We start from the raw sequence: 26,387 nt of genomic DNA, 5'->3' as shown, positions 1-26,387 counted from the left end.
TTTTAATTGATAGTTGGTTTTCTTATTATCCATGGCTCCACAGGAGCGACAGGAGCAACAGGAGTTACGGGTCCGACAGGCCCGACCGGCCCGACCGGTCCGGAAGGTCCACAGGGAATACAGGGAGAAGAAGGAACAGCTGGTCCGGAAGGTCCAACCGGTCCGGAAGGCCCGCAGGGAATACAGGGAGACGCTGGTCCGGAAGGCCCGACTGGTCCGGAAGGTCCGCAGGGAATACAGGGAGAAACAGGTCCCACAGGAGCGGCAGCAACCATCCGAATTGGTTCGGTGACAACGGGTGATCCGGGAACACCGGCAGAGGTAACGAATTCCGGTACGGATGAAGACGCAATTTTTGACTTTGTGATACCCCGTGGGGAACCGGGATCAGGAGGCACACCAGAAGTTCTGGCGACGGTTAACTCAGCTACCCAGCCGACAACTGCCAATACGGCGCTCGTATTTACGGATACGCCTCTTGTCTCTGGGTCCGCAATCACCCACCAGGCAGGATCGACCGATATTATGATTAATCAGCCGGGTATTTACCAGGCAACCTTCCACGGCACGGTTTCCGTCAATACGGGAACTACGATCCCTTCATCCGTTTTAGCGAGGCTGAACCTGGATGGAGCACCGGTAGCCGGCGCTGTAGCGAGCCACACATTTTCGTCAACAAATGAAGTTGCCACGATGTCTTTCAGCGTGCCGTTCCAGGTAACTGCGGTTCCGGCAACGCTTCAGGTTATTGCAAGCGAGGATGGATTTACGTTTGAGGACCTTGCACTTACTGTTATACGCCTGGGAGATGCCACGTAAGTTTACAATAGATAAGAAACGGATGTATGTTCTATATTCGGCAGATGTATGGAGGAAGTCTTCAAATGATTGATCTGCCGGCGTCAGACATGTAGAAGGGCTGCTGCAAAAATGCTGGTCAAACAGCATTTCTGCAGGGCCCTTTTGCTGCGTTTGACAGGCCATGCTGCGGTATAACGAGACCGGATGCAAAACGGGGATGAAACGGGAGTCCCAAAGGAGGATATTATGCTTGTGTGTAATCTTTCTTGCTTTTTTACGGCTCCATTGATAAGATTGTAATAACCGTTGATGGCTGTTTCAATGCATCAGCAGAAGCAGAATACCTGCGGAATAGGGATTTGATCTGGCTAAGCAGACGAGGAAAGGGGGCACTCAATGCAGATTCAGTATTTGAAATATTTTCTTCAAATTGCAGAAACGGGGAGCATGAACAAGGCGGCAGAACTTCTGTATGTCTCGCAGCCAAGTCTGAGCAAGGTCATGTCATGCCTGGAAGCAGAGCTGAATATAAAGATATTTGAACGGAACAACCGGGGAGTTTCTCTGACAGAGGATGGTAAAAAACTGTATATGTATACGAAAAATATCCTCAATCAGTTTGATCTTATTTCAAAGATATCATCAGAAGAGCTGCCAAGCGTCATATCGGTCTCCGCCTATCCAAATCTTATTTCCGCAAGTCTGCTGAGCAGGTATTATAATCTTTACCGCGGGCGGAATATTGCATTTACTCTGAGAGAATCCCGCATAAGTCAGATTGCGGAGGATGTATCCGGCCTCCGTTCTGAAATCGGAGTGCTTCATATCAATAATGCCCAAAGCAAAGAAGTTCATCGCCTGCTCGACTATCACGGCCTGGAATTTAATCTGGTAGCAAATGACACATGGTACGCGGTACTGGGACCGAATAATCCCCTGTTTGACTGCCGTACAGTGAATATGCGCCAGCTGCTGAACTACACAGTCGTGCGTCCGCCGGATGACTATTTTTCTACCCTGACTACATATCTGATTATTGACTCGGTAAGTCTTTCAGAATTTCAGAAGGCAGTTTATCTCAATAATGGTGCGGTAACCATCAGCCTGATGCAGGAAACCGATATTTTTGCCTTCAGCCTGTGGCTCAGCCGCCAGGATTATGAGCGTTATGGACTTCGTGTCATTCCGATCGAAAATTGTGATGTGAGCGTAGAGATGGGATGGGTGAAACGGCGCAAGGAAATGCTCTCTCCTGAAGCAGAAGCATTTGTCCGCCTGATCGAGGAATATTACGGTAAATCCGGACAGTAGCTCATCACAGGAGGTTCTCTTTTTTCAGCTATTCCGAACAGTTATAACCAGCGTATGCCCTTTTCGGATTATGCATCTTTTTTGTCTTATGCTATGATGAATGTATAAAGATCAAAATAGATTAAGGAGGGGTTAATTATGGCTGTTAAATATGTTCCGGAGCCATTCCGCATCAAAATGGTTGAGACAATTCGGATGCTTACACGTGAAGAAAGAGAGGAGAAGATCAGAGAGGCACATTACAATATGTTCGGTCTTAAGGGGGAAGACTGTTATATTGATCTGCTTACAGATTCGGGTACGAACGCAATGAGTGCAGTCCAGTGGGGCGGAGTCATGCAGGGAGATGAAGCATATGCGGGAGCATCCAGCTATTATCACCTGATTGATGCAGGAAAAGATATTTTTGGATATGGCTATATCCAGCCGGTACACCAGGGCCGTGCTGCGGAAAAGGTGCTGTTTCCTCTTTTGCTGGGACCTGGAAAGTTCGCTGTTTCCAACATGTTTTTTGACACGACTCGCGCCCATGTGGAACTGGCGGGAGCCCGCGCAATTGACTGCGTAGTGGAAGCCGCCAAAAATCCGGCGAAACGTGCTCCGTTTAAGGGCAATATGGATGTGGAGAAGCTGGAAGCCCTGATACTGGAACACGGTGCGGAAAATATTGGCCTGGTAGTAATGACCATAACCAACAATTCTGCGGGGGGACAGCCGGTTTCTCTGGAAAATATGCGCCAGGTTTCGCAGGTGTGCAGAAAATATGGAATACCTCTGGACATCGATGCAGCCCGCTTTGCTGAAAATGCATATTTTATCAAACGGGATGAAGAAGCATGTAAAGATATGTCTGTGAAAGAAATTGTACAGCAGATGTTCGGGTATGCGGATATGTTTACCATGTCTGCCAAAAAAGACGCAATTGTCAATATGGGCGGTTTAATCGGCGTGAAAGAGGAAGATTCTCCGCTGATTTTAAAAATTCGTGCAAACTGCATAAGCTATGAAGGATTTTATACATACGGCGGCCTTGCAGGACGTGATCTGGAAGCGTTGGCGGCAGGTTTATATGAAGGCATCGATGAAGACTATCTCCGGTACAGGATCGGGCAGATGGAGTATCTGGCCTCCCGCCTGGACGATGCAGGCATCGCCTATCAGTCACCTGTCGGAGGCCATGGAGTTTTTGTAGACGCGGCTGCCATGTTCCCTCAGATTCCATATTATGAATTTCCAGGCCAGGTGTTAGCGGTTGAGCTTTACAAAGAAGCTGGAATCCGCGCCTGCGACATCGGATCATATATGCTGGGCAACGATCCTGACACAGGCGAGCAGCTCCATGCCGATTTCGAATTCACCCGTCTGGCGATACCACGCCGTGTTTATACGCAGGCCCATTTGGATATTATGGCGGAAGCATTGACTGCCATTAAGGAACGGGCGCATGAAATTAAACATGGCTACCGGATTACATGGGAACCCCCGATTCTGCGGCATTTTCAGGCGCATCTGGAACCAGTCAGCGAAAAAACGGAGTAAATACCAGTTTACTAATTTAGTAAGGAGAGTGGAGTATGAATAATTTTTTATCAGTTATCCCTCCTTTTGTGGTCATCATTCTGGCCCTTTGGAGTAAGAACGTACTGGCATCCCTGTTTGTAGGGATTGTAATCGGGTCTGTTATTCTTAATGGCGGAGGATTTATACCGCCCATCGTGGATAAATACTTTATACAGGGAGTTGGAAGCAACGGCAGTATTCTTATGTGTATGATGCTGCTGGGAATTATGCTTAACTTCATTAAACAGGGCGGCGGCTTCAAAGCTTTCGCAGAATGGTCCAGCAGGCGGATTAAGACTTCCAGACAGACAGCAGTCTCCATATTCTTTCTCAGCCTTCTGCTGGGAGTTGCCGGCTCTTTGGGACAGATCAGCATCAGCCGTTTTATGCGCCCTGCAATCTATAAAACAAAGATGCCAAAAGAAAAATCAGCCTTTATTGTAGCGTCTGTCTGCTCGAATACCGGAACGCTGCTACCATTCGGATTGATGCTGATTTTTGTAAGCGGCCTTATTTCTTCGCTGGATATGGACGGTTTTTCCGTTTACCTTTCCAGCTGGCCATATTTCTTTTTTGCATTTATCTCTATTATTATCGCCGGCCTGGTCGCATTTGGTATTTTCCCGGACCTTGGCCGTATGAAAAAGATTGAAGAAGCAATTAAAAACAGCAATTCAGATGAAGTGTTTACAGATGACGCAGAAATGACGGACGTTTTAGGAGGACCTGAAGTAAAGGCGGATATCTGGGCGTTTATTCTGCCGATCAGCCTGCTGCTGATTGGACTGGCTACGGTATCATTAATGATCGGCAAGCCTACGATTACCGCAGGAATCCTGATCGGAACCGTTACGGCGGCAGTCTATGACCTGGTTAAAGGAAGCGTTCCATTCGGCCGGCTTACAGGCTGTGTCATCCGTGGATTTCAGGATATGGCAGGTATTTATCTGATCCTGGTTTTTGCCTTCGCGTTCGGTGTTGTCGTTACCGATCTTGGATTTGCCGGCTATATGGTCAGCCTTGTCAGCAGCTTTTTAAGCACGGATCTGGTTCCGCTGATCACATTCCTGCTCTGCTGTATTATTTCCTACGCCACAGGCAGCCTCAGCGCTTCTGCCGTTATCGTAGTACCACTGAGCCTCCCGTTAGCACTTACCGTAGGAGCCAGCCTTCCGCTGACTACCGCAGCTATGCTCAGCGGTTCTCTGTTTGGCGATCAGTCGTCACCGATATCTGACAATGTCATCCTTCCGGCAACTTCCGCCGGAGTCGACCCTGTAGACCTCTCTAAGATTATGGCGCCTTACCGTCTGATTACGTTTGTGATCTGCGCGGTGCTGTATGGAATCCTGGGCTTTATCGTCTGATAACGAAAAAGGAGAATGATTATGGCAAATACACGATTTTCACTGGAAGGGGACCAGCTGGGGCGTTTTCACTTCCGTACGGACGCAGCCGAAATGGAGCGCCGATGGAAGGTCACGCGTGAGGCAATGCGCCGTCAGGAAATAGACTGCCTCGTGCTTTGGGGAGATAACCAGATCTTCGGCGGCGTGCAGAAATATCTAACGGATCTTCAGGTTCCCGTTTATCCTCATGGATTCCTGTTCTCTCAGGAAGGAATCAGCATCGTCGGCCATGGAGACTGGGGTGGAGCCGCATGCGGTGATTATCTCTGCTGCCGTGACGTGTTGGACAATATTTCCGTGCCCTTTTTGCCTTCCATATGTTACACGGATTCCTATCCGGCAGAAGAGTTCTGTAAGATTATCCGCCGTCATGGCTGGAAAAGGGCCGGTTTCGTGGGAATGAATATCCTTCCGGCAGGAGTCTATAAATACATGACAGAAACGCTTGCAGATGTGGTGTTTACGGACGCCACGGATATGATGGATGAAATAAAAGCGGTAAAGTCACCATATGAACTGTCACTCTGCGAAAAAGCAGTCCGGCTCCACGAAGATATTCTGGCGGCAGTTCCCACGATACTTCGTGTCGGACGCACGGAACGCGAAGTATCGCTGGCTCTCCGTCATCTGGCGGACGATATGTACTGTTCGGACTTTCTGGTGCTTACAGGGGCACATCCCACAGCGCCTGGCGGAAACCTTTATTTCTATCAGAATAATACCATTCAGAGGGGCGATTACGTCTATATTCTGATCGAACTGGCCGGTCCTGGAGGAATCTGGGCAGAACTGGGACGCACCTATTCCATGGGAGAACCTTCCGCAGCCATGCAGAAGGCATGGGACGATGCAGTCAGGCTGGAGAACGATCTGGCTTCCATGTGTATACCAGGAGCAAAACCAGGCGATGTATTCCAGGAGGGCAACCGCCGGCTGGCAGCACAGGGATATGCAGAAGAAGGCCATTTCTTTGCGCACGGACAGGGGTATGATATTGTAGACCGCCCTGTCTTCTGTAAAGAAGAGCCGATGACGCTCAAAGAGAACATGTATTTCTCCATGCATCCCCGCTGTAAAAATAAGGAAGCCGCAGCGATCTGCGTGGATAATTATGTGGTAACCAGGGACGGAGGAAGACGGATGAGCCGTGTACCTCAGGAGCTGGTCTGCATCGATTACTGATAATACCACAGCCCTTTCAGGGCTTTAAGGAGGAATTATATGGTCAGGACAGTTCAGGATATGGGAGTGAATCACTACGAAAATATGAGAGGCGGCATGCTGACGGTCAGCGCTGTCAAATTTCTGGAAGCAGAGGATTCCTATGGCGCAGGATCGTTTTTTGGAAGGGCAGTGATTCCGCCAGGCGGTTCGATCGGCTATCACCAGCATACGGGCGAGTTTGAGGTATATTATATTCTGGAAGGCACTGCGAAAGTAGTGGATGATGGAAAAGAATATATCCTTCACCCGGGAGATATGATGCAGTGCCGCGACGGCAGCAGCCACAGCATTGAAAACACCGGGGACCAGGACCTGTGTTTCCTGGCAATGGTGCTTTACAATCACGAGAAGTAACCGGTTTAAAAACTGAATACAGGCAGCAAAAGAGGGTGTTGCAAGGAAACATCCCACATGCTCTCGACATCAGATTCCGCTTTAAGGTCAGCGGAAGGGATCATCCATCTGGTATCGAGGGCATGTTTTTTGTATCCTTCGGCTTTGAGGTCTATGGCTAAGATCGATCCTTTCAGGGCAAAATGAGCAGTGAATGGGCACGAAATAAGAAATCTTACGATTTATTAAAAAATCAGCTGGAGACTCTCGCCAATGGAAAAGTTTTATGATATACTAAATCGATATATTAGATATGGGGGTCAAAAGGTCTTTTGTCCCCATTGATACCGGATTGCTCCGCACCCAGTGCCCATGGTATCAAATATTATGTAATGACGGAGAATGGCTTATGCTGAATGAAGATAAGATTCAATTGATGACAGGAATCGCCATGTTCGAAAAAAAAGAAGGAAAAGATATGTTTCCTGCAGAGTCCATGTTTAAAAGCGACTATGTAGGAAGCCATATGCTGAAAGCGTTTTTTCGTTTTACGTGCAGTTTTCTGATCGGTTTTGTCGTATGGGGACTGTATTCAATCGAAGAGCTTCTGAACATGATCACGGTGGAACATCTTGTCAGAATGGGGATACAGGGAGCAATCCTTTATGGTTTTGGCCTGTTTGTTTATTTGTGGATTACCTATACGATTTATTCGAAGCGTTATGACAATGCCGGCAGAGCGATACGCGTCTATAAAGCCAAACTGAGAAGGCTTCATAAGCGTTATGAATTCCGTACGAAGACAAGAGAGCTGACTGGCAAAGGAGGAAGGACATCATGATGGGACTTCTTGTATTCAAAGAATGGTTAAAAGAATTTTACGGCAGAAATGCCTTATATGTCAGACCAATCATAAAATTTGCTCTGTGTCTGGCAATTTTTCTTATTTTGAACCAGAATATCGGCTTTATGGCAAAGCTGAAGAGCCCGCTTCTGGTGATCGGCCTGTCACTTGTCTGTTCAGTCCTTCCATATGGTGTAATTTCACTGATTACGGCAGTTTTTGCGCTGATTCATATTAATAGTGTTTCATTTGAGATTGCAATCCTGACGGCGGCTTTTATGGTCATTATCATGCTGCTGTATTATGGATTTCAGCCGGGAGACAGCATACTGCTGATTGCCACACCGGTGTTGTTTTTCTTGAAGGTGCCTTATGTGGTGCCGCTTCTGGCCGGTCTTTCCTGTGGACTCATGTCAGTCATTCCGGTAAGCTGCGGAGTATGTCTTTATTACATTCTCCTATATGTAAAGCAGAACGCCGGCGTTCTTACTGGAGACGCGGCAGTGGATATTACACAGAAATACGGACAGATTATTAAAAACATCATGTCGAATCAGACGATGCTCGTCATGATGGCGGCCTTTGCAGTAGGAATTCTGGTCGTGTGCATTATCAGAAATACATCTGTTGACTATGCGTGGACGATTGCAATTATCGTTGGAACGATCGCTCAGCTGGTGGTTATATTTATCGGCGATTTTCTGTTCAACATTACAGTTCCGATGATTTCACTGATTGTGGGAATGTTTATCTCTGTGACAATTGCCGCAGTCTATAATTTTTTTGTTCTGGCGGTGGATTATACGCGGACAGAATACCTGCAGTATGAAGATGACGACTATTATTATTATGTAAAAGCTGTACCGAAGATCACGGTATCTGCACCGGATGTCAGGGTGCAGCAGATCAATGCCAGAAAGGCAGGACATCAGGTAAGACGATAAGTTCTGCCGGCAGCCGCGGGGCGGTGCATTTTTTCTATCTATAAAAAGGCAAAGAGGTGAGTGTATGACTAAGATTGCTGAGAGCCTGTATTCATGGCTTTCATTTCTGCCTAGAATATCATTTCGAAATATACTCGAGATAATTATCATAACATTTTTGGTATATGAGATCTTGTTCTGGATTAAAAATACAAGGGCATGGACACTTCTGAAGGGCATTGCGGTGATTCTTGGCTTTACAGTTCTGGCATATCTCCTTCAGCTGGATACGATCCTGTGGATTATTGGGAAATGTGCAATTATTGCAACAACAGCCCTTATTATCATATTTCAGCCGGAGCTTAGAAAAGCATTGGAACAGCTGGGCAGCCAGAACCTGATCGCCGGTATTTTCTCCTTTGATGATTCGAAGGAGTCCGGAGGATTTACGGAGAAGACGATCAATGAGATTGTAAAAGGCACAATCGAGATGGCAAAGGTCAAGACGGGCGCTTTGATGGTTATCGAGCAGGGAGTTTCCCTGAAAGAGATTGAACGTACCGGAATAGAGATCAACGGACTCGTTTCAAGCCAGCTTTTGATTAATATTTTTGAACATAATACGCCGCTTCATGACGGAGCGATTGTAATCCGCGGCAACAGGATCGCGGCGGCAACATGTTATCTGCCGTTATCGGATAATATGGCGATCAGCAAGGATCTGGGAACGCGCCATCGGGCGGCCGTGGGAATCAGTGAGGTATCCGACAGCCTTACGGTTGTTGTTTCGGAAGAGACGGGAAGGATTTCCGTAGCGGAAGGAGGATGGCTCAGGAGGATTTCCGACGGAGATGAGTTGAAGAAGATCTTGTCTGCAGCGTTGACGAAAGACGAGGCGGATAAAAATAATCGTTTTAAAATTTGGAAGGGAAGGCGGAAGAATGAAGGAAAGGCTCGCAAATAATCTGGGACTTAAACTGCTCTCTCTTTTTCTGGCCTTTTTTCTGTGGCTGCTGGTGGTAAATGTCTCCAATCCGGGAATTGAGAGGAGTAAGGAAGTACAGGTAGATATTGTTAATGAGGGCGTTCTGACAGCGGCGGGACAGACTTATGAGATCGTGGGAAAGAATACGGTCACCGTCTCATATCACGTCAGGACTCTTGACGAGTATAAGATAAGTTCATCTGATTTTCGCGTTTACGTTAATCTGGAGGACCTTTACGATGTGACAGGAGCTGTTCCGGTGACGGTAGAGGTGATTAATCATAAAGAATTGCTGGATTCCGTATCCGTGAAGCCGAATGTCATTCATATCAAGACGGAAGCACTGCAGAGAAAACGCTTCCCACTTCAGGCTTCAGCCCTTGGTAAGACGAGAGAAGGATATGATCTTGGCGATGTGGAACTGAGTCCGGAATATATTTATGTGAGCGGACCTGTATCTCAGGTGGGACAGATCAGCTATGCGGGAGTTGAATTCTCTGTGGATGGCGCTTATTCGAATGTGGAAGGAACCACAGCGCCAGTCTTTTATGATGCAAACGGTAATAAAATTATGGAGATCGGCGACCGGATTACGGTCGATACAAAAGAAATTTCCTACAAACAGGAGGTTCTGAAAGTAAAGAGCCTGCCGCTCAGGCTGAACGTACAGGGAACGGTTGCTCCTGACTGCCGCTATACGGGTATGGAGAGCAGTGAAGAATCAATTCCTGTTATCGGTACAAGCAGCGTGCTGCAGTCGATCGATGCGATTCAGGTTCCGGAAGAGGAGCTGAATATTGACGGCGCTTCTGAGACCAAAACAGTAACGATTGATATTACAAAGTATCTCCCTGAGGGATTGACGGTAGTGGGCAACCGCGGTAAAGTTACGGTTAAGCTGAAGATAGAGCGGCTTGAGACAATGACGCTCAAGGTTGATCTGAAAGAGCTTTCGGAAACAGGACGTTCTGATGATTATAAATATTCCTTTGGAAGCAGTACCGTAGATGTAACGGTAAAGGGTCTGGCACGCGATCTGGAGACTCTGACTGCAGATGATCTGGGAGCGGAAATCAGCCTGGAAGGAATGAATCCAGGAGATAATAAGGGCGTTCTGGTATTTGAAGAGAATGATATATTTGAAGTTATGGATTATACGCCGTTTACAGTTACGGTCACCGAATCAGAGACGGTATCAGCAACGACCCAGACCCATGAAAGCAGTACGGATAAAGAGACGGAATCACAGGAAGAAACAGAAGGTCCTTCCGCAGATAATCAATAAGGAGGCACATAATATGACGACGGGCAAGATTATAGTGAAAAATCCTACAGGACTTCATTTAAGACCGGCAGGAGCACTTTGCACAGAAGCGATCAAATTTAAGTCACATGTACATTTTATGTTTGGAGGCAGTACGTATAATGCAAAAAGCGTGCTGAGCGTTCTGGGAGCATGTGTAAAAAGCGGCGATGAGATCGAATTCGTATGCGAGGGAATTGATGAAGAGGAGGCTCTGGCAGCGATGATCGCTGTTGTAGAGAGAGGATTGGGAGAATAACGATATGGATGTATATCTGATTTGTTATCTGGCATCCTTTCTGTTTGCCAGAGCAGAGCACTATTATCTGTCCGGTTTCGTATTATTAATGGCTGCTGCTTACCTGTACTGGTATGATTACAGACGGTCGGGAAATATCATTCACCTGAGAGCTGTTTTTTCTTTCTTCTGGGTATCAGGTCAGGCGCTGTCCTGCCTGAAACTCAGCCGTCTGCAGAGGGAATGGAGCCCTGTCACATGGGTGTGCTTTCTCATTGCACTGACCGCATTCTGGCTAACATTTGAAGTTTTGGAGAGACGTTATGGCTCTCCAGACGATTTTCGTGCGCATTTTCATAACAAAAAAGGGTATTCCAAACCTCTGTTTGAGGTGATGGGTGCCCTTACTGTTCTTTCTCTGGCAGCCTTCTCCTTTGAAGCGTATAAGCTGGGATTTATTCCGCTCCTTGTACGGGGAGTTCCGCATGCATATTCTACTTTTCACATATCAGGCGTCCATTACCTGACCGTATCCTGTGTTCTGATTCCTGCTCTGTCTGTCCTGTATTTTCAGGAGGATAAGCGGAGATCAGGATGGAAGAGGACTGCGGTAGTTGTCATGGATGCCGTCTCTTTTTTGATTCCGATTCTCTGCGTATCCAGATTTCAGATGATTCTGGCCGTATTTCTCGCGCTTTTCACATTTATATTAGGGAGCCGCGGCTTCTCCATGACCTATGTCTGGACTGCGCTGGCTATTATTGTACCCTGCTATCTGCTGCTGACCGTAGCCAGAAGTCATGATGTGGAATATCTGAACGGCATTTTTGAAATGAAAAACAGCCATATGCCCATATTTGTTACACAGCCATATATGTATATTTCAAATAATTACGATAATTTTGACTGTCTTGTGAAATATCTGGATCACTTTGCATGGGGGATGAAGTCGCTTTTTCCACTTTGGGCACTGACAGGGCTGAAATTTCTCTATCCGGCTCTCATCAATTATCCGATTATCGTCAATAAGGAAGAACTGACCACATTGACGTTGTTTTATGATTCTTACTATGATTTTGGGGTTGCGGGGGTTGTTATATTTGCGTGTATGCTGGGGGCACTGGCCTATTTCCTTGTATCAAAGATACAGAGAATGCGAAATCCTGCAGGCCTGCTTTTCTATGCACAGATAGCCATATATTTTATGTTCTCCTTCTTTACCACCTGGTTTTCAAATCCTGCCACCTGGTTTTACTTTGCGGTGACAGGGGCGGCAGCAGTCTACTGTGCGGTGAGAGAACGTTGAAGATGAGAGGATAACTTAATATACGCCGAGACGTATATGTATTTCAGGAGGAAGACAACATGAGAATTTCAGAAAAAATGAAGCCGATGGTACAGAATAATTCAGCGATCAGAGCAATGTTCGAGGAAGGCAAGAAGATGGCGGCCGTATACGGAGAGGAAAACGTCTATGATTTCAGTCTGGGCAATCCAAATGTGCCCGCTCCCGACAGCCTGAAGCAGGCGCTGATCGATATTCTGAATGAAGAAGATTCTGTATTTGTCCATGGATATATGAGCAACAGCGGTTTTGAAGACGTCAGAAAAGCGGTAGCTGACAACCTGAACAGGAGATTTGGAACATCCTTTACAGAAGACCGTCTGCTGATGACCGTTGGTGCGGCGAGCGGACTGAATGTGGTATTGAAGACCATATTAAATCCGAAAGATGAGGTGATTGTGTTCGCTCCGTTTTTTGTGGAATACAATGCATATGTAAAGAATCACGATGGCGAGCTGGTTGTGATCAGTCCAAACACAGTGGACTTTCAGCCGAACCTGGTGGAATTCAGAGAGAAAATTACGGCGAGGACGAAAGCGGTGATTATCAATACGCCGAATAATCCGACAGGAGTTGTGTATTCTGAAGAAACAATCAGGAAAATCGCAGAAATTCTTACGGAAAAGGGAGAGGAATTCCATTCGGAAATTATGCTCATTTCGGATGAACCATATCGGGAATTGGTATATGACGGAGTTCAGGTACCGTTTGTGACGAAGTATTATGCAAATACGGCGGTTGTTTATTCTTACAGCAAATCCCTTTCCATTCCGGGTGAGCGCATCGGATACGTGCTGATTCCTGAAGAAGCGGATCCGAGCGGAGAACTGTATACGGCAGCGGTAATTGCCAATCGCATTTGCGGAAGCGTCAATGCCCCGTCTCTGATTCAGCGTGCCGTTATGCGCTGTGTGGATGTGACTGCGGATATCGGCATATATGACAAAAACAGAAACCTGCTGTATGCAAGTCTGATGGAATACGGTTTCGAATGTATTAAACCGGAAGGCGCATTTTATCTCTTTGTAAAAGCGCCGAACCAGGATGAACAGAAATTCTGCGACGTATGCAAAAAGCATCATATTCTTGTTGTTCCGGGAAGTTCATTTTACTGTCCGGGCTATGTGAGAATCGCATATTGTGTGACGTATGAGCAGATCGAACGATCCCTGCCGGCTTTCCGGGAGGTTATGAAGGAACTGAAGGCAGAATAGAATCGGACAGGAATGAAGGTGCTTAATTATGAGACAATGGGAAAAATACATAAGAAAAGTGGAACCATATGTTCCAGGCGAACAGCCGCAGGATGAAAAGCTGATTAAGCTGAATACAAATGAGAACCCCTATCCGCCTGCTAAAGGCGTTGAGAGGCTGCTGAAAGAGATGAGTGCGGACAGCTTTAGAAAATATCCGGATCCGGCCTGCAGCTGCCTCGTAAAGGCTCTTGCAGACTATTATGGATTGAGTGAAGACGAAATATTTACAGGCGTAGGCTCGGATGATGTGCTGGCTACGGCCTTTCTTACATTTTTTAATTCTGACCGGCCGGTTTTATTTCCTGACATCAGTTATTCGTTTTATAAGGTGTGGGCAGGATTATTTGAAATTCCTTATGAAACGCCGGCGCTGGACGGAGAGTTCCGGATCCGGCTGGAAGATTACAGGAAAGAGAACGGCGGAATCATTTTTCCGAACCCAAATGCGCCGACCGGACTTTTTATGGGATTGGAACAGGTGGAAGATATCATAAAGCGCAATCAGGATACAGTTGTAATCGTAGATGAGGCATATATTGATTTTGGAGGGGAGTCGGCCCTGCCTCTGACCAGAAAATATGACAATGTCCTCGTAGTGCAGACCTTCAGCAAGTCCAGATCCATGGCAGGAATGCGAATCGGATTTGCGATGGGCAGCAGACGTCTGATTCAGGCGATGTATGACGTCAAATATTCCTATAATTCTTACACGATGAATATGCCGTCCCTTCTGCTCGGAACAGAGGCTGTCAAAGATGATGAATATTTCAGAAAAATTACGTCAAAGATTATGGAAACAAGGGAGTGGGCAAAGCAGCGTTTTCGTGAGCTGGGATTCCATTTTCCCGATTCCATGGCAAATTTCCTTTTTGTATCCCATGAAAAATGTCCGGCAAAGGAATTGTTTGAAGCTTTAAAGAACGCGCATATCTATGTCAGATATTTTGACCAGCCAGGGCTTTCCAACCATCTGCGCGTGACCATAGGAACGAATGAGGAAATGGATGAGCTGTTTGCCTTTCTGCATACATATTTAAACGGACACGGGTACGAATTATGAAATATTTGTCCAACTGATACATAGAATGAAATGAAAAGCAGGTGATGGTATGGACAGTGTGAAGAAATACACCAGAGTTCTTTTGAACATTATAATTCCGCTGGCAGGCATCTGCCTTGTCGTATTTGCAGTTCCCAGGCTGCTTAAATTCTTCATGCCATTTGTAATTGGATGGGTTCTGGCCATGATTGCCAATCCACTGGTGCGTTTTCTGGAAAAACGGGTGAAGATGGTCCGGAAGCACAGTTCCATGGTGATTGTTATCGTCGTGCTGGCAGCGGTCATCGGCCTGATTTATCTGATCCTTTCACGGCTGGCGATTGAAGCCGGCAATTTCGCCAGGGATCTGCCGGCGCTCTTTGACAATATGCTGGCAGAACTGAAAAACGCCTTCGATAATTTTGAAAATCTATTTCTGAAATTATCCCCGGAGAGACAGAGGAATTTTGAGGAGTTCAGCAGCAGCGTGGAGGAATATATCAGTATTGCGATGCAGAAAATTGCTTCCCCCACCATGTCGGCCGCAGGGCACGTGGCGAAGGGAATTCCGAAAGTCCTTGTAAGCGTGGTGGTTACGATTCTTTCCTCTTATTTTTTTATTGTAGAAAGAGACAGGATTATCACATTCTGGAAACAGTTTATACCGGAATCTGGAATCCGGTATTATACGTTTTTAAAAGAGAATATAAAAAAGCTGATCGGAGGATACTTCCTGGCACAGTTCCGGATCATGTTCGTGGTAGCAGCAATCCTGGCTGTCGGTTTCCTCATTCTTCAGATCAAATATGCTCTGTTGTGGGCGGTATTGATTGCCATACTGGATTTTCTGCCGATTTTCGGAACGGGAACGGCTCTCTTTCCATGGGCAGCTGTCAAGCTCTTTTCAGGAGAATACGCCTTTGCAGCCGGACTGGTGCTCCTTTACGTTCTTACACAGGTGGTACGTCAGATTATCCAGCCCAAAATTGTAGGCGATACCATTGGAATGCCTCCGCTGCTCACACTTGTTTTCCTGTATCTGGGATTCCGAATTTCCGGTATCGGCGGCATGATTCTGGCCGTCCCAATCGGAATGCTCGCTCTCAATCTCTATGAATTCGGAGCATTTGATTCTCTCATTGACAATTTGAAAATTTTAGTGCATGATATCAATGAATTTAGAAAGAAAGAGTAGGCATGCACAAGAAAATGAAACTGGAAAATAATTTAGATACGGATGATATGCGCGGGCTTGTCTGGAGGCTCGCGTTTCCTTCGATGCTGGCACAGTTTGTCAGCGTTTTTTACAGTATTGTAGACAGGATGTACATAGGAAATATACCGGAAATCGGAGAACTGGCACTTGCGGGAGTAGGAGTCTGCGGTCCGATTGTGACGCTCCTGACCGCATTTTCATTCCTGGTCGGCATCGGCGGAGCACCGCTTATGAGCATTAAGATGGGACAGAAAAATATAAAAGGAGCCCAGAGGATTCTATCTAACTGCTTCCTCATGCTGGCAGTGATATCCGTGGTTATAACTATTTTGTCCCTGCTGATGAAACGCCATCTGCTGATGTGGTTCGGGGCCAGCAGCAGAACGTATGAGTATGCGAACGCATACATCACAATCTATCTTCTGGGGACCGTATTTGCCCTCATGACGGCAGGTATGAACCAGTTCATTATCTGTCAGGGATTTGCTAAAATCGGAATGAAATCTGTAATTCTGGGTGCGGTAAGCAATATTGTGCTGGATCCGATTTTTATTTTTGCCCTGCACATGGGAGTGAGGGGCGCGGCTCTGGCAACTGTTCTTTCCCAGATGGCTTCCTGTATTTATGTACTGGCGTTTTTGTTTGGGGACAGGCCTCCGGTAAAGATCACATTTGGCGGATACCACTGGTTTATTATGCGCAGAGTGGCACTGCTGGGATTTTCCTATTTTCTGATTATTGCGTTTGACAATATCCTGATTATATCATTGAATACGGTTATACAGAGGTATGGAGGCCCTGAGCGGGGAGATATGCTGCTGACATGCGCTACGATTGTACAGAGCTTTATGCTGATAGTAACGATGCCTCTGGGGGGAATCACCACGGGAACTCAGACGATACTGGGGTATAACTACGGAGCAAAGCGGCCGGACAGGATTATAAAGGCAGAGAAACACATACTGTACCTGGCTCTGGGGTTTACAGGAATCATGTTTCTGGCCGCCCAGACCGTACCGCAGCTGTTTGTCCGCATTTTTACCGGAAATGAAGAGTATGTACGGCTGACGGTATGGGCGATCAGAATCTACACCCTGGGAATTATCCCGCTGGGAGCCCAGTATGTGATTGTAGATGGTTTTACGGGCCTTGGACAGGCGAAGATTGCGATTATTCTTTCCACCTTCCGGAAAGCGGTTTTCTTCCTGTGCGTGTTCTCTATTCCGCCGTTGTTCGGCGTTACGAATGTCTTTTATACCGAACCAATATCCGATATTCTGGCGGTGATCTGTTCTGCTGTTACGTTCCGCCTCGTCTTCAAAAAGGTGATCGGGTATCAGAGAAGGGAACGACTGGATCTGGACTGATAAACATCTGCTTCCCTAATAAGTAAATTCATTTTCCCAGTCAAATTCAGCCGATTCCTCCAGGCTTTTCGGCCAGTGGGAACACCATTGGGGAACGGCAGGCCGCTCTACACGGTCAAGGCTTGGAGTATACGGTTTTAAATCAAGCACAGGACTGCCGTTGTCCGCATCCGTATATGCGATTTGAATCATCCCTGTTTCATAGTCGATTCGGATGATCTGGGACGCCGTCAGGGCGATGGGATTGGGCCGTTCGGGCGACCTTGTTGCAAAGGTTCCCATGACCTTTGGAGCTGATTTGTAAGGGCTGGGAACTTCCAGTACATTTCTGGACCGGCTGTTGTCACATCCGTCAAACCACCATACGATATTAATATGGCTGAAACCTTCAAAAGCCTGCAGGGCCGGAATGAATTCAGGTTCAATCCTGACAAACATTCCGGCCTTGTTCATTTCGATTTTCCCAATCTGATTTACTGTGAACTGCTTCATAAATTTACCTCCTTGATTTGGTGTAAATCTACTTTATACCCTCACACCGTGTCAGAGTCAACGGTAAGTTCTTTTGAAAAGATTGAACCGGCCGCCGCCGCAACCCCTGCTGCATAAGGCGTTTTTTTCAACAGCCTTTCATGCATGACAATCATAAGAATAAGAGCAGCTGACAGATAAAGAGGAAGCAGAGAGACGTCGATGCGATTGGCAATAATCCCAAAAAGGGGCGGCATTAAGCATGTTCCCACATAAGCGCTGGCCATCTGTACGCCGATGATCGCCTGTGATCTGCCGGCTCCAAAGTGTTCCGGGGTGGAATGGATGAGACAGGGATAAACCGGGGCGCACCCGAGGCCGATCAGAATCAGGCCTGTGAGTGACGAGGCAGTTCCAAAAGGCATCACCAGTGCAGCGATTCCGGCAGCGATGAGGCACTGCCCAAGACGGACCATCTGTATATCATTCAGGTGCAGCGTCAGAAATCCGCTGAGCGCCCGGCCGGCTGTAATACCGATAAAGAGCAGACTGGCAGAACCGGCAGCCGCCTCAGCTGTCATTTTTCCGTGCAGAACCAGGTAACTGCTGGCCCAGAGGCCGGCTGTCTGCTCCACAGCACAATAACAGAAAAATACGGCCATGACCTCCCTGGCGCCTGGAATTTCGATGATCTGACGGAGCGTCAGGAGCTTTTCAGACGAACTGGCTGCAGCTTTTTTCTGAATCTGATCCGGCTGTTTTTTCCAGAGAGGAAGACTCAGAAGCAGAACAGCAGTCAGGATGATCTGCAGGATGGAAATATAGCGGTAGCCCATATTCCAGCCATAGCCTCCTGTGAGCGCCCGGCCCATAATGTAGGGTCCGACAGAAGCCCCCACACCCCACATGCAGTGAAGCCAGCTCATATGGCGGCTTTTATAATGGAGTGCGACATAGTTATTGAGGGAAGCGTCCACGCTTCCTGCCCCAAGCCCGTATGGAACTGCCCACAGGCACAGCAGCCAGAAGGAATGGCTGACAGAAAAACCAAACAGCGCGGCAGCAGTGACTGCAACGCTGACAACGGTGACTTTTTCGGTGCCGATCATCCGTGTCAGCCGGTCACTTTGAAGACTGGAAACAACAGTGCCCAGAGCGATAATCATAGAGACGGCTCCGGCCCATGAGACGGATACGTTAAATTCTCCGTACATCGACGGCCAGGCGGCGCCCAGCAGAGAGTCGGGCAGGCCGAGGCTGATAAAGGATAAATAGATAACTGCTAAAAGTAAATGTACCATGTTGATTGCCTCCTTGAATTCTGATATGATTATATCAGCAGAAGTTATGAATATATAGAATAATTCCGCCGGTTTTATATGAGAAAACCGTCAAAAAGGAGGGGAGAGAATGGCACTTGCAGTGTGCGAGACTATAATAGATGAACAGGGGAAGGAACTTCTGGACCATGGAACGGCACTATTTCCGGCCGCCTGTTATTATGACAATCTGGCGCTTGAGGAAGTTCCCTGGCACTGGCATGAAGAGCTGGAAGCCGTAGTCGTCACAGAAGGGCGGGCAATCGTGGCGGCCGGCACAGAAAAATATGTGGTTACAGAGGGAAACGGCTTTTTTTATTAATGCTGGTGTGCTCCATGGAGCATGGGAAGCGGAGAATTCAGGCTGCAGGTTTCATTCCGTGGTATTCCATCCGAGACTTGTGGGAGGCGGAATTGACAGCATTTTCTGGCAGAAGTACCTGCAGCCCGTAATGGATCATCCGGCCATGAGAATGGTGCGTTTTGATCAAAGGGTTCCATGGGGAAATGAGGCGGTTGCGGCGATTGAAGCGGCATGGCAGAGCAGTGTGGAAGAAACGCCGGGATATGAATTTTCCGTGCGAGCGTCCCTGTCAAAACTGATGTTTCTGATATACAGCCGCTGTCCATTAACAGAAAGCCGGCCATCCAGAAAGATTCTGCGTGACGGAGAACGGATGAAAACCATGCTGCATTATATCCAGAAACATTATTCAGAAGAAATGAGCACAGCTCAGATTGCGGCAAGTGCAGCGATTAGTGAAAGCGAATGCCTGCGGTGCTTCCGCAGTATAATCGGAACGACGCCGATCCGGTATGTCAGGCAGTTCCGGATTCAGGAGGCCGCCAGGCTGCTGAATCAGACTGACCAGAAAATTGCTGATATAGCGGTCCAATGCGGCTTTCAGGAGATGAGCTATTTTGCAAAGGCCTTTCGGGAACTAAAAGGCTGCACTCCTACGGAGTATAGAAAAAAATAGTTCCGTACTCACCGTGAGTGGAGCTATTGGCGGCGGGTTGACTATGAGGCCAGGCCGATACCGGCAGGTTTTATGAAGCGGTGAAAGGAGCGGGTGAATGTTTAAAATAGGCGAATTTTCAAAGTTAACACAGGTGACAATCCGTATGCTTCGATATTATGACGAAACGGGGCTTTTGAAGCCTGCGAAGATTGATCCCTGGACAGGCTACCGAATGTATTCTTCTGATCAGATTCCCATATTAAATCGGATTATATATCTTCGTGACAGTGGTTTTCAGGTTTCCGAGATTGTGGAAATTCTTAACAGAAACGATGACGAGTTTCTCATTCAACAGCTCCGTCAAAAGTATCATGATGTTGAAAAATCGATTCGGGCAGAAGAATGATCTTACGGAGATTCAGATACCGATGAAAATAAGAAAAGAGGAATCATTATGAAAGAAAAAATCAGATGCTCTTGGGCGGGAGACCTTCCCATATATATTGATTATCATGACAATGAGTGGGGACGGCCGGTACATGATGATAACAGGCTGTTTGAGATGCTGATCTTAGAAGGGATGCAGGCAGGACTTTCTTGGATAACCGTACTGAAAAAGCGAGACGCATTTCGGGCAGCTTTTGACGGATTTGACCCTAAGAAGGTGGCACTTTACACAGACGGTAAGATTCAGGAACTGATGACAGACGAGGGAATTATCAGAAACCGTCTGAAAATTAACGCTGCCGTAATCAACGCCAAGGCATTCTTAAAGGTACAGCAAAAATACGGAAGCTTGATACCTTTATATGGAGTTATGTGAATCATAAACCGATTATAGGACGCTGGGAAAAAATGGAGGATATTCCTGCAACCACCCCGATTTCCGACCAGATCAGCAGGGATTTAAAGAAGATGGGATTTAAGTTTGTCGGTTCGACTATTATTTATGCGTTCATGCAAGCAACCGGAATGGTAAATGACCACATAAAAGACTGCTTTGTGTGGGATGAAATGAAGGCATAGATTCAGCTGGCCGCATTTCGGATGCCCCTCTTTTGTACCTCTACTGTGTGGGCATATATCCACCACCACACAGCAGACATCCTCATAATAACGACCACCCAGCCTTCGCCTCCACCCAAGCAAAAAAAATCCCTGGTTACGACTTGCCACCGCATCGGAGTAACCAGGGATTTCTTTTTGCGCCCTTTTTGCGCTATCTTTTTACTTCTTCTTACCGAGATAAGCTGCCTTCACGGATTCGTCTGCCAGCAGCTCTTTTCCGGTGCCGGAGAGGGTTATATTTCCTGTTTCCAGTACATAGCCCATATCGGCTACATGAAGCGCCATATTGGCGTTCTGTTCGATCAGGAGCACAGTTACGCCCGCTTTGTTGATTTCACGGATAATGGAGAAAATATCCTTTACGATGAGAGGAGCCAGGCCAAGAGAAGGCTCATCCATCATCAGTACTTTGGGGCGGCCCATCAGAGCTCTCGCAACGGCCAGCATCTGCTGTTCGCCGCCGGAAAGTGTGCCGGAAAGCTGCCAGCTTCTTTCCTTCAGACGAGGAAACAGGGAATACACCCAGTTGATATCATCTTCTAGCGAATCATTTCTCAAATAAGCTCCGATTTTGATGTTTTCCAAAACGGTGAGATCGGCGAATACGCGGCGTCCCTCAGGAACGAGGGCAATGCCCTTGGAAACGATATAGGGCGTTTCTTTCTTCGTAATGTCTTCATCGTTAAATATAATCGAACCGGAGGATGGCCTTACGAGTCCCATGATGGAACGCAGCGTCGTGCTCTTTCCCGCACCGTTGGCGCCGATCAGAGTGACTATGCTGCCCACCGGTACTTCGAAGGAAATTCCCTTTACGGCTTCGATTCCACCGTAATTTACTTTTATATTATCAATCTTCAGCATCGTCGCTCACCCCCAGATATGCATCAATTACACGTTCATTATTCTGTATTTCATCAGGTGTTCCATGGGCAATCAGCTTGCCGAAATCCAGAACGTAGATCCTGTCGGAAATCTGCATGACAAGATCCATGTGGTGTTCAATCATAAAAATAGAAAGGTTATAGTCTTCCTTGATCTGCTTGATGAAATCAGTCAGATCCTGAGTTTCCTGGGGATTCATTCCTGCTGCCGGCTCATCCAGAAGGAGCAGGGAGGGTTCGGTTGCCAGGGCCCGGGCGATCTCCAGCCGGCGCTGAAGCCCGTAAGGGAGAGAAGAAGCCAGTTCATCCTTCAGATGAGCAAGACCCTGCATGCGCAGAAGCTTCATGGTTTCTTCCCGCATCCGGCGTTCTTCTTTATAATTCAGCCGCAGAATGGCCGAAAAGACATTCTGGCGGGCTCTCATGTGCTTAGCGATCAAAACGTTATCAAATACAGTTAAAGCGCCGAAAAGGCGTATATTCTGGAATGTACGGGCAATTCCCATTTTCGTAATTCTGTCAGGCGTGTTGTGTATTTCATGAATGGACTTGACATGAGCCTCTCCGGCGTAAAGCTTTTTCATTTTTCCATGAGGCGTTCCGGCCAGAATTGCCTCCCCACGGAAGTTCACTTTTCCGTAGGTCGGTTCATAAATGCCGGTTACACAGTTAAAGGCAGTCGTCTTGCCTGCGCCGTTCGGACCGATCAGGGCTACGATTTCTCCCTGATTCACATCCAGGGTGAGATCGTTGACAGCAACAACGCCGCCGAACTGCATCGTTACATTTTCCAAATGCAGGATATTTTCAGACATTACTGTTTTCCTCCTTCCGCCTGTCCCTTTGTCTTCTTTCCACGCAGCTTGCGCGGAATGTTTCGTATAAGCCGCCCGAGACCGTCCCAGGAGAATTCGTTGCTTCCCATAATTCCGCGGCGGTAGAAGAGCACTACGGCCATCAGAAGGATAGAGAAGACAACCATACGGAAGCCGGAGCGGAACAGAGGGATCTGAATTCCGCCGATCGTAAGCGGATTGTCAAAGAAGCGAAGCCATTCACGGCCTGCCGTAACGAGAAAGGCGCCGATGACGCTTCCTGTTACGCTTCCGATTCCGCCCAGAACTACGATTAATAGAATATCGTAAGTCAGAGTAATGGAAAACGTCTTGGAATCGATGGAACGCATGAAAATAGCCAGGAGGCCGCCGCCTACTCCTGTAAAGAAGGAGGAAATAACAAATGACAGTTCCTTATAATGAAACAGGTTCAGTCCCATGGCCTGAGCTGCAATCTCATCCTCACGAATGGCTTTGAAGGCGCGCCCATAGGAGGAACGGATCAGCAGTACCATTAAACCGATACAGAGGGCGCAGAATCCAAATGCAACAAACAGGTTTGGGAAGGCCGGTATATTTTTCAAGCCGTAAGAGCCGTTTGTAATCTTGTTAAACTGAGGCGCCGATATGAAGGCGCGGATTATTTCGGAAAAACCTAAAGTTGCGATTGCCAGATAATCGCTTTTTAAACGCAGTACCGGGATTCCGATCAAAGCTGCCACCAGCGCGGCAACTACTCCGGCCAGAATGAGGGCAACCCAGAATGGAGTGTGGAGATTGGCGATGGCGGGAGAGATTCCGTCAACATAGTAAACACTGGGCCTGTTTTCCACTGGGATAGTAAGTATGGCTACCGTATAAGCGCCAAGGGCCATAAAGCCTGCCTGGCCGAGTGAAAACAATCCGGTAAAGCCGGTAAGAAGATTCATGGAAACAGCTACAACAGCATAGATGGCGCTTCTTTCCAGAATGGATATCTGATAGCTGTATGCGGCGGAATTTATTTCCAGAAATGCGAGCAGGCCGCAGAAAAACAGCAGAGCAGCAATTGTAAGTACATGATTTCTTGTTCTTGTATTTTTTATGTTCATAGCTGCCACCTCACACTTTGTCAGTCGTCTTCTCTCCGAACAGTCCTGTCGGACGGATGAGAAGCATGACGATTAACAGGATAAACGTAAACGCGTCGCTGAAGGTGGAATATCCGAGAGCTACCAGGGCAGTCTCGCCGAGGCCGAGGATAAAACCTCCAATGACAGCGCCGGGAATACTGCCGATTCCTCCGAATACGGCCGCAACGAAACATTTCAGGCCGGGAAGAGAGCCGGAGAACGGAAACACCGTCATTCGGTCCGTAAAATAGAGAATGGAACCGATTGCTGCCAGCAGAGAACCGACGGCGAAGGTAAAGGAGATGACGCGGTTGATTTTGATTCCCATCAGGGAGGCTGTCTCGTAATCCTTGGATACGGCACGCATTGCCATACCGATTTTTGTATGATTAATCAGCAGAATCAGGCCGTATACGAGAATAAGCGTCAGAACAGGTGTTAAAAAGGTTACAAGAGAAGCGGAAAGGCCGCCGATCTGATAGATCCTTTTGAGAAGAGGAATCTCAGGATAGCCCTTTGGAAGAGCGGTAAAGAGATAGGTTGCCAGATTCTGGAGCAGGTAGGAAACACCGATCGCAGAAATCATGACCGACATTCTGGGTGCACTTCTCAGCGGACGGTATGCAACGCGCTCAATGGAAACGCCCAGAATAACGGTGACGATGAGAACCACCGGAATCGCAAGGAACCATGGCATGCTGGCCATGGCGAAGATCATAAAATAGCCCGCCATCATAAAAATATCGCCGTGAGCGAAATTGATCAGGCGGAGAATGCCGTAAACCAGGTATAACCGATTGCAATGAGGGCATACGCACCGCCCAGGGAAATACCGGTCAGACACTGCTGAAAAAAGGTTGTCAGAGTCATGGGATTATAACCTCCTAAAGTAATTTAAGAACGAGTGGAGCAAAAACCCCACCCGTTCTATTCGTTCCTTATCCAGGAAAGATTGTGCTGTTTACTGAATTGTTGTTGTGGTCAGGAACTTGAATGCGCCGTTTTCAATTGTCTTGATGAAGGCCATGTCTTTTTTCGCATCACCGTTCTCATCAAATGTGATGGTTCCTGTCACGCCGTCGATAGAGACTGTTTTTAATGCATCGCGGATGGCTGTTGTATCGGTAGAGCCGGCTTCTTCAATCGCCTTGATTGCGCTTAAATATGCGTCGTATCCAAGAGCGGAAACAGCTGGGATGATCTCTTCCTGTTTATTTTCTTTTAAGTACTCCTTAAAGCCTTTGATGAAAGCAGCCGCTTCATCGTTAGCCGGTTCAGATTCGTCGAAGAAGGTAGAGAGAACAACGCCTTCAGCGGAACTGCCTGCATTTTCAATGATTGTGGAGTTCTCCCATGTATCACCGGCAGCGATTGTGGCGTCGAGACCCAGCTCTCTTGCCTGCTTGATGATCAGCGGAGCTGTGGTAATGGAAGAAGGAGCGAAGATGATATCCGGTTCAGCCGCTTTTACGTTCGTCAGAATCGCTTTGAAATCGGTCTGGTTTGTCTGGAACTGTTCTTCACTGACAATTTCTCCGCCTAATTCTACGAAAGCTGACTTGAAGAAGGAACCGAGTCCGGATGAGTAATCGTCTCCAAGCTGTGTGATGACAGCAGCTTTCTTCGCGCCGTTCTGTACTGCGTAGTTCGCCATTACAGTACCCTGGAACGGATCGATGAAACATGTACGGAAATAGTAGTCATTTCCCTGTGTAACCTGCGGATTTGTACAGGAGCAGCCGATTGCAGGTATCTTCGCGTCGGCAAAAATCTGGCCGGCAGCGATGGAAACGCCGGAGCCGTAGCTGCCGAGGACAACGGATACCTTGTCGCTTACGAGCTTCTGTGCAGCGTTGACTGCCTCAGTCTTATCAGACTTGTTGTCTACCTCTACAAGTTCTACATTATATTCAGTATCGCCGATCTTTACGGTCGGGTGTATTTTATTGGCATAGCGGATACCAAGTACCTCCTGGAAACCGCCGCCGCCGTTTTCACCAGTGGTCGGTTCGAATACACCAATTTTAATCGTCTTTGAATCGCTGCCGGATGAGGAACCTCCGCCACAGCCGGCAAGCATGCCGACGGTCATACATGATACCATTACAGCTGATAACAGTTTTCTTGTTTCATAATTAATCCTCCTTTTTCAATGTTTTTGTGAAATGGACAAGAGTCCGTACCATAAAAACACGTTGTTACCATTATAGCAGGGAAACGAGAAAAATCAAGAATAATTAAGAAAAAATATTAGATTGTCTTTATGTGAAAGACAATCCGCATAAGTTGTGTTTTTTTCGTTAAGATTTTGGAACAAAGAGTTCCGTTTGCGGAACTCTCGCGCTGAGCGCGGTACCCGATAAAGCGGGGCATGCAATCGCATTAGCGGCATCATTCCTTACCGCCGCAGGGCGACCCTGCCCGGAGGGCTTTTTAGTTACATAGGTTCGGAGAACGTTCCTAACGCTTTGACGTTTGTTCATAGGCTCTAACCACGGTTGTCTATGTAACAAAAAAAACAGATTCCCTGGCCTGCGGATGCAGGGAAACGGAATCTGTTTCTTAAACAGCAGGGCAGTCT

24 protein-coding genes and 3 pseudogenes are annotated in these 26,387 nt (G+C 47.3%); 20 read left to right on the top strand and 7 right to left on the bottom strand.

Translation table 11 applies throughout. The features are described from left to right. Window positions 1–6: 6 nt before the first annotated feature. The 16 genes from DXA13_RS17900 to DXA13_RS17825 all read left to right on the top strand — a co-directional run bounded on the left by DXA13_RS17900 (window position 7) and on the right by DXA13_RS17825 (window position 17,154). Entirely contained in the window at window positions 7–819 is an 813-nt protein-coding gene (locus DXA13_RS17900) for a collagen-like protein (RefSeq protein WP_118246430.1), read from the top strand. Window positions 820–1,197: 378 nt separating this feature from the next. Next, a complete protein-coding gene (locus tag DXA13_RS17895) occupies window positions 1,198–2,112 on the top strand; it encodes a LysR family transcriptional regulator (RefSeq protein WP_118246429.1) in 915 nt (304 codons plus the stop codon). A gap of 138 nt (window positions 2,113–2,250) precedes the next feature. Beyond that, window positions 2,251–3,651 carry a tryptophanase gene (locus tag DXA13_RS17890; protein ID WP_118246428.1) on the top strand — a complete coding sequence of 467 codons (1,401 nt, stop codon included), beginning with the start codon at window positions 2,251–2,253 and terminating at the stop codon, window positions 3,649–3,651. 35 nt (window positions 3,652–3,686) lie between these two features. Then, window positions 3,687–5,039: a Na+/H+ antiporter NhaC family protein gene (locus DXA13_RS17885; protein ID WP_118246427.1), complete on the top strand. Its 1,353-nt coding sequence runs from the start codon at window positions 3,687–3,689 to the stop codon at window positions 5,037–5,039. 21 nt (window positions 5,040–5,060) lie between these two features. Continuing rightward, complete coding sequence (locus DXA13_RS17880; protein WP_181995733.1) at window positions 5,061–6,263, top strand: M24 family metallopeptidase; 1,203 nt, start codon at window positions 5,061–5,063, stop codon at window positions 6,261–6,263. A 39-nt stretch (window positions 6,264–6,302) separates the two neighbouring features. Continuing rightward, complete coding sequence (locus DXA13_RS17875) at window positions 6,303–6,659, top strand: cupin domain-containing protein (protein WP_118246425.1); 357 nt, start codon at window positions 6,303–6,305, stop codon at window positions 6,657–6,659. A 388-nt stretch (window positions 6,660–7,047) separates the two neighbouring features. Further along, complete coding sequence (locus DXA13_RS17870) at window positions 7,048–7,479, top strand: hypothetical protein (RefSeq protein WP_118246424.1); 432 nt, start codon at window positions 7,048–7,050, stop codon at window positions 7,477–7,479. After that, window positions 7,476–8,426 (top strand): ABC transporter permease, encoded by a 951-nt coding sequence (locus DXA13_RS17865; RefSeq protein WP_118246423.1) that lies wholly within the window; start codon window positions 7,476–7,478, stop codon window positions 8,424–8,426. Before DXA13_RS17870 ends, DXA13_RS17865 begins: the two co-directional genes overlap by 4 nt. Before the next feature lie 64 nt (window positions 8,427–8,490). Further along, window positions 8,491–9,369 (top strand): diadenylate cyclase CdaA, encoded by an 879-nt coding sequence (gene cdaA / locus DXA13_RS17860; protein ID WP_118246422.1) that lies wholly within the window; start codon window positions 8,491–8,493, stop codon window positions 9,367–9,369. After that, window positions 9,347–10,675: a CdaR family protein gene (locus tag DXA13_RS17855; RefSeq protein ID WP_118246421.1), complete on the top strand. Its 1,329-nt coding sequence runs from the start codon at window positions 9,347–9,349 to the stop codon at window positions 10,673–10,675. Before cdaA ends, DXA13_RS17855 begins: the two co-directional genes overlap by 23 nt. 13 nt (window positions 10,676–10,688) lie before the next feature. Next, a complete protein-coding gene (locus DXA13_RS17850; protein ID WP_118246420.1) occupies window positions 10,689–10,952 on the top strand; it encodes an HPr family phosphocarrier protein in 264 nt (87 codons plus the stop codon). 4 nt (window positions 10,953–10,956) lie between these two features. Continuing rightward, window positions 10,957–12,237 carry an O-antigen polymerase gene (locus tag DXA13_RS17845; protein WP_118246419.1) on the top strand — a complete coding sequence of 427 codons (1,281 nt, stop codon included), beginning with the start codon at window positions 10,957–10,959 and terminating at the stop codon, window positions 12,235–12,237. Window positions 12,238–12,296: 59 nt separating this feature from the next. After that, window positions 12,297–13,490: a pyridoxal phosphate-dependent aminotransferase gene (locus DXA13_RS17840; RefSeq protein ID WP_118246418.1), complete on the top strand. Its 1,194-nt coding sequence runs from the start codon at window positions 12,297–12,299 to the stop codon at window positions 13,488–13,490. Window positions 13,491–13,518: 28 nt separating this feature from the next. Further along, window positions 13,519–14,592, top strand: a complete 1,074-nt coding sequence (gene hisC / locus DXA13_RS17835; protein WP_118246417.1) for a histidinol-phosphate transaminase — start codon at window positions 13,519–13,521, stop codon at window positions 14,590–14,592. Window positions 14,593–14,641: 49 nt separating this feature from the next. Further along, window positions 14,642–15,766 carry a sporulation integral membrane protein YtvI gene (gene ytvI, locus DXA13_RS17830; RefSeq protein WP_118246416.1) on the top strand — a complete coding sequence of 375 codons (1,125 nt, stop codon included), beginning with the start codon at window positions 14,642–14,644 and terminating at the stop codon, window positions 15,764–15,766. Window positions 15,767–15,768: 2 nt separating this feature from the next. Beyond that, complete coding sequence (locus DXA13_RS17825) at window positions 15,769–17,154, top strand: MATE family efflux transporter (RefSeq protein ID WP_347559911.1); 1,386 nt, start codon at window positions 15,769–15,771, stop codon at window positions 17,152–17,154. Window positions 17,155–17,169: 15 nt separating this feature from the next. Here the strand turns inward: DXA13_RS17825 and DXA13_RS17820 are convergent, their stop codons facing one another. Both DXA13_RS17820 and DXA13_RS17815 read right to left on the bottom strand, forming a co-directional pair. Beyond that, the gene (locus DXA13_RS17820) at window positions 17,170–17,646 is read right to left on the bottom strand and encodes an SAM-dependent methyltransferase (protein ID WP_118246415.1); all 477 of its coding nucleotides are present in this window, start codon (window positions 17,644–17,646) and stop codon (window positions 17,170–17,172) included. Window positions 17,647–17,687: 41 nt separating this feature from the next. Next, on the bottom strand, window positions 17,688–18,926 hold the full coding sequence (locus DXA13_RS17815; RefSeq protein WP_118246414.1) for an MFS transporter: 1,239 nt from the start codon (window positions 18,924–18,926) through the stop codon (window positions 17,688–17,690). A gap of 109 nt (window positions 18,927–19,035) precedes the next feature. On the opposite strand from DXA13_RS17815, the gene DXA13_RS22090 reads away from it, so the two are divergent. The 4 genes and pseudogenes from DXA13_RS22090 to DXA13_RS17800 all read left to right on the top strand — a co-directional run bounded on the left by DXA13_RS22090 (window position 19,036) and on the right by DXA13_RS17800 (window position 20,932). Then, window positions 19,036–19,266 carry an AraC family ligand binding domain-containing protein gene (locus DXA13_RS22090; protein WP_243009206.1) on the top strand — a complete coding sequence of 77 codons (231 nt, stop codon included), beginning with the start codon at window positions 19,036–19,038 and terminating at the stop codon, window positions 19,264–19,266. Further along, window positions 19,232–19,924, top strand: a complete 693-nt coding sequence (locus tag DXA13_RS17810; RefSeq protein WP_243009205.1) for a helix-turn-helix transcriptional regulator — start codon at window positions 19,232–19,234, stop codon at window positions 19,922–19,924. Before DXA13_RS22090 ends, DXA13_RS17810 begins: the two co-directional genes overlap by 35 nt. 97 nt (window positions 19,925–20,021) lie before the next feature. Next, window positions 20,022–20,309 (top strand): annotated as a pseudogene (locus DXA13_RS17805) (helix-turn-helix domain-containing protein); the annotation flags it as partial. A 51-nt stretch (window positions 20,310–20,360) separates the two neighbouring features. Beyond that, a pseudogene (locus tag DXA13_RS17800) lies at window positions 20,361–20,932 on the top strand (DNA-3-methyladenine glycosylase I). 201 nt (window positions 20,933–21,133) lie between these two features. Here the strand turns inward: DXA13_RS17800 and DXA13_RS17795 are convergent. From DXA13_RS17795 to DXA13_RS17775, 5 genes and pseudogenes are all read right to left on the bottom strand, one after another. After that, window positions 21,134–21,838 carry an ABC transporter ATP-binding protein gene (locus DXA13_RS17795; protein WP_118246413.1) on the bottom strand — a complete coding sequence of 235 codons (705 nt, stop codon included), beginning with the start codon at window positions 21,836–21,838 and terminating at the stop codon, window positions 21,134–21,136. Next, window positions 21,825–22,673, bottom strand: coding sequence for an ABC transporter ATP-binding protein (locus tag DXA13_RS17790; protein WP_118246412.1), 849 nt, complete (start codon window positions 22,671–22,673; stop codon window positions 21,825–21,827). Before DXA13_RS17790 ends, DXA13_RS17795 begins: the two co-directional genes overlap by 14 nt. Continuing rightward, complete coding sequence (locus tag DXA13_RS17785) at window positions 22,673–23,785, bottom strand: branched-chain amino acid ABC transporter permease (protein WP_347559910.1); 1,113 nt, start codon at window positions 23,783–23,785, stop codon at window positions 22,673–22,675. The genes DXA13_RS17790 and DXA13_RS17785 overlap by 1 nt, the downstream gene beginning before the upstream one ends. 10 nt (window positions 23,786–23,795) lie before the next feature. Beyond that, window positions 23,796–24,676, bottom strand: a pseudogene (locus DXA13_RS17780) (branched-chain amino acid ABC transporter permease). Between the two features lie 91 nt (window positions 24,677–24,767). After that, complete coding sequence (locus DXA13_RS17775; protein WP_118246411.1) at window positions 24,768–25,910, bottom strand: ABC transporter substrate-binding protein; 1,143 nt, start codon at window positions 25,908–25,910, stop codon at window positions 24,768–24,770. Window positions 25,911–26,387 lie beyond the last annotated feature (477 nt).

Origin of the sequence: Clostridium sp. AM58-1XD, assembly GCF_003464085.1 — a bacterium.
Lineage (GTDB): Bacteria > Bacillota > Clostridia > Lachnospirales > Lachnospiraceae > Lachnoclostridium_A.
The sequence above is the reverse complement of the archived record's forward strand: the minus strand, read 5'-3'. Positions and strand labels throughout refer to the sequence as shown.

Bases quoted from the DNA above. Each gene is read 5' to 3' on its own strand.
- DXA13_RS17895 (WP_118246429.1), top strand. From the start codon at position 1,198: ATGCAGATTCAGTATTTGAAATATTTTCTTCAAATTGCAGAAACGGGG.
- DXA13_RS17890 (WP_118246428.1), top strand. From the start codon at position 2,251: ATGGCTGTTAAATATGTTCCGGAGCCATTCCGCATCAAAATGGTTGAG.
- DXA13_RS17885 (WP_118246427.1), top strand. From the start codon at position 3,687: ATGAATAATTTTTTATCAGTTATCCCTCCTTTTGTGGTCATCATTCTG.
- DXA13_RS17880 (WP_181995733.1), top strand. From the start codon at position 5,061: ATGGCAAATACACGATTTTCACTGGAAGGGGACCAGCTGGGGCGTTTT.
- DXA13_RS17875 (WP_118246425.1), top strand. From the start codon at position 6,303: ATGGTCAGGACAGTTCAGGATATGGGAGTGAATCACTACGAAAATATG.
- DXA13_RS17870 (WP_118246424.1), top strand. From the start codon at position 7,048: ATGCTGAATGAAGATAAGATTCAATTGATGACAGGAATCGCCATGTTC.
- DXA13_RS17865 (WP_118246423.1), top strand. From the start codon at position 7,476: ATGATGGGACTTCTTGTATTCAAAGAATGGTTAAAAGAATTTTACGGC.
- cdaA (WP_118246422.1), top strand. From the start codon at position 8,491: ATGACTAAGATTGCTGAGAGCCTGTATTCATGGCTTTCATTTCTGCCT.
- DXA13_RS17855 (WP_118246421.1), top strand. From the start codon at position 9,347: ATGAAGGAAAGGCTCGCAAATAATCTGGGACTTAAACTGCTCTCTCTT.
- DXA13_RS17850 (WP_118246420.1), top strand. From the start codon at position 10,689: ATGACGACGGGCAAGATTATAGTGAAAAATCCTACAGGACTTCATTTA.
- DXA13_RS17845 (WP_118246419.1), top strand. From the start codon at position 10,957: ATGGATGTATATCTGATTTGTTATCTGGCATCCTTTCTGTTTGCCAGA.
- DXA13_RS17840 (WP_118246418.1), top strand. From the start codon at position 12,297: ATGAGAATTTCAGAAAAAATGAAGCCGATGGTACAGAATAATTCAGCG.
- hisC (WP_118246417.1), top strand. From the start codon at position 13,519: ATGAGACAATGGGAAAAATACATAAGAAAAGTGGAACCATATGTTCCA.
- ytvI (WP_118246416.1), top strand. From the start codon at position 14,642: ATGGACAGTGTGAAGAAATACACCAGAGTTCTTTTGAACATTATAATT.
- DXA13_RS17825 (WP_347559911.1), top strand. From the start codon at position 15,769: ATGCACAAGAAAATGAAACTGGAAAATAATTTAGATACGGATGATATG.
- DXA13_RS17820 (WP_118246415.1), bottom strand. From the start codon at position 17,646: ATGAAGCAGTTCACAGTAAATCAGATTGGGAAAATCGAAATGAACAAG.
- DXA13_RS17815 (WP_118246414.1), bottom strand. From the start codon at position 18,926: ATGGTACATTTACTTTTAGCAGTTATCTATTTATCCTTTATCAGCCTC.
- DXA13_RS22090 (WP_243009206.1), top strand. From the start codon at position 19,036: ATGGCACTTGCAGTGTGCGAGACTATAATAGATGAACAGGGGAAGGAA.
- DXA13_RS17810 (WP_243009205.1), top strand. From the start codon at position 19,232: ATGTGGTTACAGAGGGAAACGGCTTTTTTTATTAATGCTGGTGTGCTC.
- DXA13_RS17795 (WP_118246413.1), bottom strand. From the start codon at position 21,838: ATGCTGAAGATTGATAATATAAAAGTAAATTACGGTGGAATCGAAGCC.
- DXA13_RS17790 (WP_118246412.1), bottom strand. From the start codon at position 22,673: ATGTCTGAAAATATCCTGCATTTGGAAAATGTAACGATGCAGTTCGGC.
- DXA13_RS17785 (WP_347559910.1), bottom strand. From the start codon at position 23,785: ATGAACATAAAAAATACAAGAACAAGAAATCATGTACTTACAATTGCT.
- DXA13_RS17775 (WP_118246411.1), bottom strand. From the start codon at position 25,910: ATGGTATCATGTATGACCGTCGGCATGCTTGCCGGCTGTGGCGGAGGT.